The sequence below is a fragment of the Neobacillus sp. NPDC058068 genome (assembly GCF_042885335.1).
In the GTDB taxonomy this organism is placed as follows: Bacteria; Bacillota; Bacilli; order Bacillales; family Cytobacillaceae; genus Neobacillus.
Genome location: NZ_JBHVSI010000030.1, coordinates 39,093 through 51,297, shown reverse-complemented (window position 1 = coordinate 51,297; position 12,205 = coordinate 39,093). Strand labels below are relative to the sequence as shown.

Here is a 12,205-nt window from a genome sequence, read left to right as displayed (position 1 = left end):
AAGGTCACACCCGTTCCCATACCGAACACGGAAGTTAAGCTTCTCAGCGCCGATGGTAGTTGGGGCAGGCGCCCCTGTGAGAGTAGGACGCTGCCGGGCTGTTTTTTTAAACTAAATGTAACAGGAAAATCACGTTGCATTTTGTCTTTAAAGTCATTTTGGCGGTGTAGCTCAGCTGGCTAGAGCGTACGGTTCATACCCGTAAGGTCGGGGGTTCGATCCCCTCCGCCGCTACCAAAATTAGTTTATGATCTTTTTTAAAATATTGGAGGAATACCCAAGTTTGGCTGAAGGGATCGGTCTTGAAAACCGACAGGCGGGTAACACCGCGCGGGGGTTCGAATCCCTCTTCCTCCTCCAGTTTTATTTTATTATATGTGGAGGGGTAGCGAAGTGGCTAAACGCGGCGGACTGTAAATCCGCTCCCTCCGGGTTCGGCGGTTCGAATCCGTCCCCCTCCACCACTTTAGGGGCATAGTTTAAAGGTAGAACTAAGGTCTCCAAAACCTTCAGTGTGGGTTCGATTCCTACTGCCCCTGCCAAATATACGCAAATTTTGATTTCATAGTTCACGCTATGGGATTTTTTTGTTTTGAGGACCAACTTCAGGAAAATTTCATTTTCAAATATCTAAGGAATATCCCGCCATTGCATGCGGGATTTTTTTTTTGCATAGGAATTTCTAAAATAGTTTGCTAATTTGTCAAAAAAAATAAAAGTAATTGTTTCGGATTTCACTTGAATGTAATATACTATATACTAATAAGTATAGCACATTTGTTTAAAACCTGATAAATATAGCACATTAAACGAAAAATGTGGGGGTGATAATGATTAAACATACAGAACGGCAGGATAAAATCCTCCAAATTGTCAAACAAAATGGACCTATTACCGGCCAAGAAATTGCGGAAAAGCTGTCTTTAACAAGGGCTGCATTAAGACCGGACCTCGCGATTTTAACCATGTCTGGCAAATTAGATGCGAGGCCGCGGGTGGGTTATTTTTTCAATGAAAATTATGAAGTAAAGCGTCAAGCTGAAAAGTTTCTCCATCAAAAAGTTATCGATTATAAGGCACATCCAATTGTCGTCGATAAATCAACCGCCGTTTATGATGCGATTGTCCAGTTGTTTTTAGAGGATGTCGGTACGCTATACGCAGTGGATTCTAGAGGTCATTTAGCCGGGGTAGTCTCACGTAAGGATTTGCTCAGGGCAACACTAGGAAATAAAAATCTCCATGAATTACCTGTTAGTGTCATTATGACGAGGATGCCTAATATTTTCACCATCCATCCTGATGCAACCTTGCTCGAAGCAGCGAAGAAAATGATTGATAATCATATTGACTCCCTGCCTGTTGTCAAGGAAGTAGAGGAGCAGAGGAATACATATTTGCTGTTAGGGCGGATCACGAAAACCACGATCACACGCGCCTATTTAGAAATTATGGAAAGATGAGACGAAGAGGAGCTGCTGCCATTTTGGTACAAAAAGAGGTTGTTTATGTTATATCTGATTCGGTTGGGGAAACCGCTGAGTTTGTTGTAAAAGCAGTCGCCACTCAGTTTAACGGCGGCCACGTTGACATCCGCCGAAATTCATATGTGGAAGACATTGAAGATATTGAAGATGTCATTCTATTGGCAAAAAAGGAGCACTCAATCATTGCCTATACAATTGTTATTCCCGCTTTAAAGGACTACTTAGATAGAAGGGCACTAGAAGAAGGAATATTAGCTGTCGACCTGCTAAGTCCATTAATGAATGCTTTCGTCACTAGGTTTAACAAATCGCCCCATCATCGTCCAGGGTTAATGAGAAAGCTAGATGAAGAATATTTTCGTAAAATCGAAGCAATCGAGTTTGCTGTTAAATATGATGATGGCCGCGATCCAAGAGGAGTTACAATGGCAGATATTGTTTTAGTAGGTGTATCAAGGACGTCTAAAACACCGTTATCAATGTACTTAGCACATAAGCGCTTTAAGGTAGCTAATGTCCCGTTGGTTCCAGAAGTCCCACCGCCAGATGAATTGTTCGAAATACCAAGGAAAAATTGTATTGGATTAATCATTTCGCCTGATAAATTAAACGAAATTCGCAAGGAACGCTTAAAGGCATTAGGGTTAGCTTCCAAGGCAAATTATGCAAGTTTTGAGCGCATTCTTGAGGAACTTGACCATGCTGAAAAAATTATGAAGCGCGTTGGCTGTCCAGTCATTGATGTCTCAAATAAGGCAATAGAAGAGACGGCTGGTTTAATTTTAGACATATTGAAAAAAGAGAGGAGTTTTTGATAATGGATAAATTGGTATATTTATTTCACGAAGGTCATGGCGATATGAAAGAACTGCTAGGGGGAAAGGGTGCTAACCTAGCCGAAATGACACGAATCGGCCTCCCGGTCCCTTATGGATTTACAATCACTACACAGGCTTGCAATGCATACTATGAAGCTAGCAAAACGATACCAGCTTTAGTAGAAAAACAGACATTAGAAGCGCTTACCTGTTTAGAAGAAAAAATGGGCAAGAAACTAGGTGACCCGCTAAATCCATTGCTTGTCTCTGTCCGTTCCGGTTCTGTGTTCTCCATGCCTGGAATGATGGATACGATTTTAAACCTTGGCATGAATGATGAGACTGTACTTGGCATGGCTAAATTGACAAATAATCCGCGGTTTGCTTATGATTCTTACCGCCGTTTTATTCAAATGTTCAGTAATGTCGTGCTTGAAATTGATACCTATTATTTTGAGCAATTTTTAGAAGAAACACGCGAACAAAAAGGTTATTCCTCTGACCCGGAAATGAGCGCGACGGATTGGCAAGAGTTGATCATTGGCTACAAAGGAATTGTTAAAAAGCATACTAGAAAAGAGTTTCCACAGAATCCGAACGAACAGCTATTTCTTGCGATTAATGCCGTCTTTAATTCTTGGAATAACCAGCGTGCGATTGTTTACCGCCGCCTGAATAAAATTCCGGACCACCTAGGTACTGCCGTTAACATTCAAAGCATGGTATTCGGAAACATGGGGGATGATTCCGGCACGGGCGTTGCCTTCACACGAAATCCTTCGACGGGCGAGCACGTTCTTTACGGTGAATACTTAATCAATGCCCAAGGAGAAGATGTCGTTGCAGGGATTCGCACGCCACAGCCAATTGCCGCTTTGAAGAATGAAATGCCGGAAGTTTACAAGCAATTTACCGATACTTGCAAACGGCTCGAACAGCATTACCTAGAAATGCAGGACATTGAGTTTACGGTGGAACGCGGACAGTTGTTCATCCTGCAAACTCGGAACGGCAAACGCACAGCGCAAGCGGCCATCCGTATTGCTGTTGAAATGGTTGAAGAAGGAATAATTGATAAGAAAACCGCACTGTTACGTGTGGACCCGGATCAACTAAATCAATTGCTGCACCGCCGCATTGATGACACGTTTGAAAAGAGAATTTTAGCAAAAGGCTTGCCGGCATCACCGGGGGCAGCGACAGGTCAAGTCGTCTTTGACGCCGATGAAGCGGAGCTTTTGGGCAACGAAGGCAAAAAGGTGATTCTTGTTAGACCGGAAACAACACCGGATGATATTCACGGCATCGTTGCTTCGCAAGCAATTTTGACAAGCCGCGGCGGCATGACCAGCCATGCAGCTGTGGTCGCACGCGGGATGGGGAAAGCATGTATTTGTGGATGTGAAGCCGTTAAAATTGATTTGAAAGCAAAACAATTTACGGTTGGTGACACGGTTGTTAACTATGGTGACATCATCACACTAGATGGTTCTACTGGCGAAATCATGCTAGGGGAAATTCCGATGATTGATCCAGAGCTATCGGATGAGTTCCAGCTATTGCTTGCATGGGCGGACCAAGAACGGAAATTAGGTGTCCGCGCCAATGCGGATAATCCGGAAGATGCTAAGAAGGCCTTTGAATTTGGTGCCGGCGGAGTCGGGTTGTGCCGGACTGAACATATGTTTATGGATTTAAAACGGATTCCAATTGTCCAAAAAATGATCCTTGCGGAAAATTATTCGGAAAGAATGGAAGCACTTGGAGAGCTTTTACCAATGCAGCAGGGTGATTTTGAAGGGATTTTTGAAGCAATGGAAGGATTACCGGTTACAATCCGATTACTAGACCCGCCGCTTCATGAATTTATGCCAGATAAAGAAGAACTGTTAGTGGACGTAACGAAACTGCAAATCTTAGATCCGGGATCAGCGGAATTGAAGAAAAAAGAGCAATTGCTGAAAAAGGTCCGCCAATTAGATGAGTTCAATCCTATGCTCGGGCACCGGGGCTGCCGTCTCGGGATGATTTACCCGGAAATCTACGAAATGCAGGCGAAAGCGATTTTCTATGCCGCGGCAAAATTAGCGGAAAAAGGAATAGAAGTGCAGCCGGAGATCATGATTCCTCTTGTTGGCCATGTAAATGAATTAAAACAAATGCGTCAGCTGGTTATTGATGCAGCTGTTCTTGTTCAGGAAGAAACGGGTAAGAATATCGAGTATACAATCGGAACCATGATTGAAATACCGCGTGCCGCCTTAACTGCTGATCAAATTGCCGAGGAAGCCGATTTCTTCTCATTTGGAACGAACGATTTAACGCAAACGACTTTTGGCTACAGCCGTGATGATGCAGAGGGCAAATTCCTGCAAGCATATATCGAAAATAAAGTGCTTCCTGAAAATCCATTTGCGGTACTTGATCAAGAGGGCGTTGGTAAGCTAGTAGAAACAGGCGTGAAACTTGGCCGCACGGCAAAGCCTTCCTTAAAAACTGGTATCTGCGGCGAACATGGCGGGGAAAAGAGTTCAATTGATTTCTGCTACAGAACGGGCTTAGACTATGTCAGCTGCTCTCCATACCGCGTGCCGCTTGCTCGTTTGGCGGCAGCGCAGGCAACGATTCGCCATGAGCAGAAGAAAGAAGAGGTTTTTACGACAGCATAATTTCTTAGTTGGGGACGGTACTAAAGAAGTGCCGTCCTCTATTTTTAATGGTAAATATCGATTCGCAAATAAAACGGTTTAATTCACAAATAAAAAGGTTGGAATCGCAAATAAGACATGAAAGTTCGCAAATAAAACAATTTTCCGCCGAATTTTTCGCGATAAAGGTAAATCTCGTCTAGCATTTCGTCGGATTAGCTTCCAACTTTCTGCTTATACTATAAAAAAATGAAAAAGGGGACTTAAAATGGGGGCTATTGAACGCAGCGGTTATCGGTTTGTACCGGAATACAGTGTCATTCAACAAAATGGAGCCGTCCACGTTTATAATAAAGATCAATTTATCGAAGAAATAAAATTTCAGTTTTCAGGAAAATTTCCGGAACTAGACCAAATCGAAGACCTGGTTGATCAATATTGTATTCAACATGATATTTAAGACCGAATACTCGTTCGGTCTTTTGTTTTGTGTTAGAATAAAATCAAGATAATTTGAAAAGGAGGGACATTCATGAGCAAATTAATAACCATTTACCCTCAAGCGATTGAACATACAAAAACGAAAATATATGAAGATATTGATCGCTATTTAGAAGCGAAAGAAACGCTGCCATCCTTTGAACAATACCTAGCCGACAGGAGCCATTACATTGAACAAATTTGGGTGAATGTTTGGTTGAATAAAGCGACCAACGATGTTCCCAAAAATGAAAAAAAGCAATTCTTAAGCGAAAAAGGGTTTGAAGTACAAGGGGTGGACCGAAAGTTACTGAATAAGCTTTTCCGTTATGAAATGCGGACGTATCAGCCTTTCGATGCAATGGGGTGGATTAACGAAACTTTCGCTGGATATGAAGAAAATTGGGAAAAACGTTATCTGGATGCAAAGGAACAATTTTTAAAGCACGTAGAACAGAAACAGGTTGAAGAACAGAAGCAAGCAATTAGGAGAGAAATTGAAGATACTGCCGTTGGTATATTGGAAGAACAATATGAACTTTTCTACTTATATGTCCGTCACTTCGTTGCCCAACAACTAGCGGCCGACCTGAGAAATAATGTAAAGTTTCAAGCTGTCGATCCTTTTGCCCTTGAGGAAAAATTAGTCGATCAGGGTGCGTTTAATCCGTCCGCTTATATAACGGTTGCTGCTTTTTTTGAAGAATTGACAGGTGGTATTCATAAAACACTAAACTGGGGCCGGAGCACCTATGAATATCAAACCTATTTCTTTGTCTATGAAAGCTTAATTTCTGATTACCTGTCAGAACTTATACCAGAAAAAGTATTAGCGGAACTTCCTTCTGAGCTTAAAGATGAGTTTGTAAAAACCTTTAAGGAAAAGTTATCGGCCTCTTTTGTGAAGGGCAGTATTGCCCAGCTTCTTTACGATGTTGAGGGTTACATGATAGAGGATGTTCAAGCGGAATACCTTTCTGACTTAGTTGGTTTGGCGGAAATTCCATTTGACCCAATGGTGCACAAAGCTAGGTTCGAAAAGGATTTACAGGAGCGGGAAAGAAAACAAAGAGAAGAGCAAGCTGAAATTAAGCGGAAAAAGGAAGCAGAAGAAAGGATGATGAAAGACATCTTTGGTGCGGAGTACGACCCTTCCTTACAACGCCATGTTCGCTATGTCCTTCACATCGGCGAGACAAATACAGGGAAAACGCACCATGCTCTCGAAAAAATGAAGGCTGCAGCTAGCGGCTTATATTTGGCGCCGCTGCGGCTATTAGCCCTTGAAGTTTATGATAAATTAAATGCAGAAGGTACACCCTGCTCGTTGAAAACGGGTGAAGAGGAAAAAATCGTCCCTCATGCTGCCCATATCTCCTCTACAGTAGAAATGTTCCATGAAAAAGAGGTTTATGATGTGGTTGTCATTGATGAAGCGCAAATGATCACCGATAAGGACCGCGGCTTTTCCTGGTATAAGGCAATCACGAAGGCGAGTGCGGAAGAAGTACATATCATTGGCAGCAAAAATTCGAAAACGATGCTGCTCGAGCTATTAGGAGATGCAAATATTGAAATTCATGAGTACAGCCGCGACACTCCGCTCGAGGTCGAAACGAAGGAATTTCATATTAAGCATATTAAAAAAGGGGATGCCCTGATTTGTTTTTCAAGGAGGCGTGTGCTTGAGACCGCCTCACGGCTGCAAAATGACGGTCATTCTGTCAGCATGATTTACGGCAGCATGCCCCCGGAAACACGGAAAAAGCAGATTGAGCAGTTTAATAAAGGAAAAACAAAGGTCATTGTCGCAACGGATGCGATTGGAATGGGCTTAAACTTGCCGATTCACCGGATTGTTTTTCTTGAAAATGAAAAGTTCGATGGAACGCGCAGGCGCCTCTTAACCTCGCAAGAAGTGAAGCAAATTGCCGGCCGTGCTGGGCGTAAAGGGATTTATGATATCGGAAAGGTTGCTTTTACCAGTGATATCAAAAAAATGCGGAATTTGCTGCTTCAGATAGATGAGCCTGTTCACACGTTTTCGATTGCCCCGACCAATTCTGTTTTTGAACGGTTTCAGCGCTATTACCGCGATTTAGGAACCTTTTTTGAGTTATGGGGAAAATTTGAAAGTCCCAAGGGTACAAAAAAAGCCTCGCTTTCAGAAGAAAAGTCTCTTTATCAAGTGATTGCCGGAACAGAGATTGAAGCACGGCTGCCGTTAATGGATTTATATGGCTTTTTACACCTGCCTTTTTCGAAAAATGAGCCCGTCTTAACGAGACAATGGGAAGAAACGATGTATAGCATTATACAAGGAGAAGAGCTGCCTGAACCAATTGTAAAAGACCGGAGCTTGGAAGAACTTGAACTCAGCTATAAAGCCGTTGGACTCCATCTCTTATTTTTGTACCGATTAGGAGAACGAACGGAAGCGATTTATTGGGAACGGCTTCGGGAGAAAATTAGCGACCAAGTTCAGGAACGGTTAAAAACGGATATAAAAAAATTCGTTAAGAAATGCAAGACCTGCGGCAAAAAACTGCCATGGGATCATTCATTTCCAACCTGTGACTCGTGCTATCGGGAGAAATATAGAAGGTATCGGTATGATGAGTATGAATTTTAAAGGACATCATGGACGCGGATGTTCTTAACATCCAAATTCATGTAATTATGGTAAAATAGGACGTAATAATTTTTCCCAATGAAAGTGAAGTGAAAACGATGCAGCTATCATTAACGGTTAGAGGACCTGGAGCCGAAGCGGTTTCCTATTTAGCCGCTAAAAACCCCAACAATTTATATGAACGCAATGAAAAGGGATTAACAGTCCGTCTTGTATATACCGCTTTTTCAAGCGAAGAAGTCCAGTTTCTACTTTATGTAAAAACTGACCCAATTAACTTAGTAAAAAATTCGCCAGATTATTTTGATATTACCCATTATATCAATGACCGGGAGTTTGCAGCCAGCAGCCTCTTTGTTTCTGCAATTCGGAAGGCTTTAGGGACCGCATTGAATGGAAAACCGAATGAAGAATATGCGGCTTGGATCGGGCATCCGTTTGAAATGGAACTTGCCTTTGGCCCGATTGCCTCTGATTTACGGGACCCGGAGCTTGAAGCATTATTCACCCCAATGAGATATAGCGTGGAAATTGAGCGCGGGAAGAGCTTTATTCGGGAAAAGAGCACGGCTAGATTCATTACCATAAAGGGGAACCAAACAGTTCAAAATGCCCTAAAGCATGTTTCTATCTTGATTCCAGTAATCGACAACTATAAACATTATTTTATCGATGAAAGAGAAATTGAGAAGTTTGACCGTTACGGGGAAGGATGGCTGGAGAATCACCCCTTAAAAGCGCTGATCGTAAAACGGTCTTTACGTTTCCAAAACATGATTTCACAATCAAAATTCTTTGAAAAAGTGCCAAAACTTGACGAGAAGGATGTCGTACCAAAGGTGCGGTTAAATGACCTGCGCTATGAAGCGATTTTAAACTATGTCAAGGGATTACCAAAGAGAGAAACCATTGTCGATCTTGGCGCAGGTGAAGGGAAATTATCGGTTCAGCTCGGCTTTGTTGAAGGGGTAAAAGAGATTCTTTCCGTGGAACCGGCTAATAAGTCGCGATTGCGGGCTATGGAGAGATTCGAGCAAGCAAAAGGAAAACGTGGTTTCATCGAGCCAAAGTCTATAGCAGGTTCGTTATTCTATTATGATGAACGGCTAAATAACAAGGATGTCATGATTTTATGTGAGGTGATTGAACACATCGATGAATACCGGTTAGCGCCAATATTCGAAACTATTTTTAAAGATTATCGGCCCAGGGTGCTGATTGTAACCACTCCAAACCAAGAATACAATGTTGTCTATGAAATGGATGATGTGATGCGCCACAAGGATCATCGGTTTGAGTGGACAAGGGATGAATTTCTCCAAAAAGTACAAGAATGGACAAAGGATAATCCCTATCAAGTGAGCATTCAGGGAATTGGTGAAGAATATCAACCATACGGACATCCTACGCAAATGGCCATTTACAGAAGGGAGCAGGAATGATGGTGACCATAAATTTGCCTCATGCGGGTATCGTATTACTCGTGGGCCCTTCCAATTCTGGTAAAACGACATTATTAAATCAATTAATTCAAGAAAAACAAATTCTTGCATCGGAAGTGGTAAGCTCTGACCAATTTCGAATTCTCGTTAGTGATGTTGAATTTATTAACTGGAATCAGCGTCCAAAGGTAGAAGCGGATGCCCTTTTTGATGAATACCAACAAATTTCGAAGGAAGCGTTTGAAGCGATGGATTATTTAGTCGCTAAACGCTGTCGCCTCAATAAATTAACCTTCATTGATGCTACTCATTTACGCGAGGATGAACGTGAGAAATATTTGCAAATGGCAAAGAAGTATCATGTTCCGGCGATCGCGATTGTGCTTAATTTGCCAGAAACTGAATTACTTAGACGCGACTTAGCACGGGATTTCCCGCGGGGTAAAAACCGAATCAAGCAGCAATACCAACATTTCAAAAAGACGCTTCGCTTCATTAAAAAGGAAGCTTTTCGCCGCTGCTACGTTTTTGGGGAAGATGAACTGCAGGTATTAAATGTGAACCGTCTTGAAAATCCATTAGTAATGGACGTTGGCAATGGCATCGATTTTATCGGTGATATTCACGGCTGCTTTGATGAGTTTATCGAACTATTGAGTAAGCTTGGATATGGTGAAAACGAAGAGGGTTATTTTGTCCATCCTGAAGGGCGGAAAATTCTTTCACTTGGTGACGTGATGAGCCGGGGACCGCAATCTCTGGAGACGCTGAAATTTTTCCAAAAGCATGTAGCTGCAGGAAATGCCTATATGATTGACAGCAATCATGGCTGGAAAATTGCCCGCTGGCTTGATGGCAGGAATGTTAAACTTGCCCATGGTGATGAAAATGTCGCGGCTGAGTTTGACGAGTACGAAATAACATTTGGTAAAGAGGAAACACAGCGTTTCAAGGATCAGGTAAAAGACATGCTGCTAGAGGCGAAATCACATTACATTATCCAGCAAAACGGTGTCAACGCTGCTGTTGCTGTTCATGCGGGAATAAAGGACTATTATATTGGCAAGCAATCGCCGCGTATTTCCGACTTTTGCCGCTACGGGGATTCAGATGGCCTCGACGAAAACGGAAAACCAATCCGCAAAGATTGGACGCTCGCACATAAATCTAATGCACTTATTCTTTGGGGACATGATCCGAAACCGCAGCCATTATTGGTAAACAATACGCTTAATATTGACCAAGGCATTGTTTTTGGCGGCAGTTTAACAGCATATCGTTTCCCGGAAAGGCAATTTATTTCGGTTAAAGCGAAAGCGGATTATGCAAATGTGCCCGATAATCCTTTGACGGAATGGGAACGAAAAAGGCTCTCGGCGCCTAATCTTGCAAAATTCATCGAGGGTTATTCCGTGTTAACGGAACAGTATGGGGAGATTTCCATTTATGCTGATGGCGCGAAATCAGCATTGGATGATCTTTCCCATTTCACGCTGCCGCTTGAGGAAATTGTTTATCTGCCGCCGACGATGAGTCCGACCCCGAAATCTTCTAGATTGGAGGGGTACCTGGAGCATCCGTTTGAAGCGTTTGAATATTATCAGGCAAATGGCGTGGAGAGGATGGTTGTTGAGAAAAAGCATATGGGCAGCCGCGGGATTTTGTTCCTTTTTAAAAACAAGGAAGCAGCAAAACAGTATATTGGAAGGGAAACATTAGGGGCCATATATACACGGACTGGCCGGGCCTTTTTTCAAAAAGAACTAGAGGAACGTATATTACAAGTATTAAATGCAGACCTCAGCGGTTATTTTGAAAAATACAACACCGATTTTGTCCTGCTGGATGCGGAAATACTTCCGTGGAATTTGAAAGCAAAAGAGCTAATCTTAAATCAATATGCCCATGTCGGTGAGATGTCGCTGCTTGATCGGCGCAAATTACGAGATCTACTGCAAAAAGCTAGCGAAAATGGAAAAGATGTGGGAAGCTGGCTAGAGGAAACGGATGAAAAGATTAACAACGCCACGGTTTTTAATGAAGTGTACCAAAAATATTGTTGGGAAACGGAAGGGCTGGAAGGAATTCAAATTGCCCCTTTCCATACTTTAGCCCACAGTACGGAGACATTTTTCAATCAACAGCATACATGGCATATGGAGAAAAATAAAGAGTTTAGCGGATTATCGGAATTGTTTGTCGAAACGGAATACCGGGTTGTGGATGATGAGGAATCGATGAATGCCGCTATCAAGTGGTGGGAAGAAATGACCGAAGACGGCCATGAAGGCTTTGTTGTGAAACCTGAAACCTATGTGGCACGGCATAAAGGCAAGCTTCTTCAGCCGGCGATTAAAGTGAGAGGCCGGAAGTATTTGCATATTATCTATGGAATGGATTATTTACAACCGGAGAACTTGTCTAGGTTGAAGCAGCGAAATGCCGGCAAGAAACAGCGTAATGCCTTGAAGGAGTTTTCCTTAGGGGTTGAAGCGGTGAATCGCTTTGTTCGACGAGAGTCGTTGGAGCGGTACCATGAATGTGTGCTCGGGGTTTTGGCGTTAGAAGCCGAACCGATTGATCCTCGACTATAGATAGTTTTAAAAACGAACTTGTCAGGTGGCAAGTTCGTTTTTTTTTACCTCAAGGTCCAAGTATATTAACTTCGTTCGCCCATATGATGGATAGAAAGGAGTGT

Annotated in this window: 7 protein-coding genes, 4 tRNA genes and 1 rRNA gene; all 12 read left to right on the top strand. The window is 42.6% G+C overall.

The features are described 5' to 3' along the window. A 5S ribosomal RNA gene (gene rrf / locus ACFVSW_RS25490) occupies positions 1 to 99 on the top strand; the annotation flags it as partial. Positions 100 to 160: 61 nt separating this feature from the next. Continuing rightward, positions 161 to 237 (top strand) — tRNA-Met (locus ACFVSW_RS25485). Between the two features lie 30 nt (positions 238 to 267). Then, positions 268 to 360 (top strand) — tRNA-Ser (locus ACFVSW_RS25480). Positions 361 to 379: 19 nt separating this feature from the next. Next, a tRNA-Tyr gene (locus tag ACFVSW_RS25475) sits at positions 380 to 464 on the top strand. Between the two features lie 4 nt (positions 465 to 468). Next, positions 469 to 542: transfer RNA gene (locus tag ACFVSW_RS25470), tRNA-Trp, on the top strand. 288 nt (positions 543 to 830) lie between these two features. Continuing rightward, positions 831 to 1,463 carry a transcriptional regulator CcpN gene (gene ccpN / locus ACFVSW_RS25465; RefSeq protein WP_387319410.1) on the top strand — a complete coding sequence of 211 codons (633 nt, stop codon included), beginning with the start codon at positions 831 to 833 and terminating at the stop codon, positions 1,461 to 1,463. A gap of 23 nt (positions 1,464 to 1,486) precedes the next feature. After that, complete coding sequence (locus tag ACFVSW_RS25460) at positions 1,487 to 2,302, top strand: pyruvate, water dikinase regulatory protein (protein ID WP_387319409.1); 816 nt, start codon at positions 1,487 to 1,489, stop codon at positions 2,300 to 2,302. 2 nt (positions 2,303 to 2,304) lie between these two features. Then, entirely contained in the window at positions 2,305 to 4,974 is a 2,670-nt protein-coding gene (gene ppdK / locus ACFVSW_RS25455) for a pyruvate, phosphate dikinase (RefSeq protein WP_387319408.1), read from the top strand. Between the two features lie 247 nt (positions 4,975 to 5,221). Next, entirely contained in the window at positions 5,222 to 5,413 is a 192-nt protein-coding gene (locus ACFVSW_RS25450) for a YbxH family protein (RefSeq protein ID WP_024028264.1), read from the top strand. Between the two features lie 72 nt (positions 5,414 to 5,485). Beyond that, entirely contained in the window at positions 5,486 to 8,065 is a 2,580-nt protein-coding gene (locus ACFVSW_RS25445; RefSeq protein WP_387319407.1) for a DEAD/DEAH box helicase, read from the top strand. A gap of 98 nt (positions 8,066 to 8,163) precedes the next feature. Further along, entirely contained in the window at positions 8,164 to 9,507 is a 1,344-nt protein-coding gene (locus tag ACFVSW_RS25440; protein WP_387319406.1) for a 3' terminal RNA ribose 2'-O-methyltransferase Hen1, read from the top strand. Further along, positions 9,507 to 12,101, top strand: a complete 2,595-nt coding sequence (locus ACFVSW_RS25435; RefSeq protein WP_387319414.1) for a polynucleotide kinase-phosphatase — start codon at positions 9,507 to 9,509, stop codon at positions 12,099 to 12,101. The genes ACFVSW_RS25440 and ACFVSW_RS25435 overlap by 1 nt, the downstream gene beginning before the upstream one ends. Positions 12,102 to 12,205: the final 104 nt, after the last annotated feature.

Excerpts from the sequence above, each read along its gene's own strand:
- ACFVSW_RS25435 (WP_387319414.1), top strand. The coding sequence starts at position 9,507 with ATGGTGACCATAAATTTGCCTCATGCGGGTATCGTATTACTCGTGGGC.
- ccpN (WP_387319410.1), top strand. The coding sequence starts at position 831 with ATGATTAAACATACAGAACGGCAGGATAAAATCCTCCAAATTGTCAAA.
- ACFVSW_RS25440 (WP_387319406.1), top strand. The coding sequence starts at position 8,164 with ATGCAGCTATCATTAACGGTTAGAGGACCTGGAGCCGAAGCGGTTTCC.
- ACFVSW_RS25445 (WP_387319407.1), top strand. The coding sequence starts at position 5,486 with ATGAGCAAATTAATAACCATTTACCCTCAAGCGATTGAACATACAAAA.
- ACFVSW_RS25450 (WP_024028264.1), top strand. The coding sequence starts at position 5,222 with ATGGGGGCTATTGAACGCAGCGGTTATCGGTTTGTACCGGAATACAGT.
- ppdK (WP_387319408.1), top strand. The coding sequence starts at position 2,305 with ATGGATAAATTGGTATATTTATTTCACGAAGGTCATGGCGATATGAAA.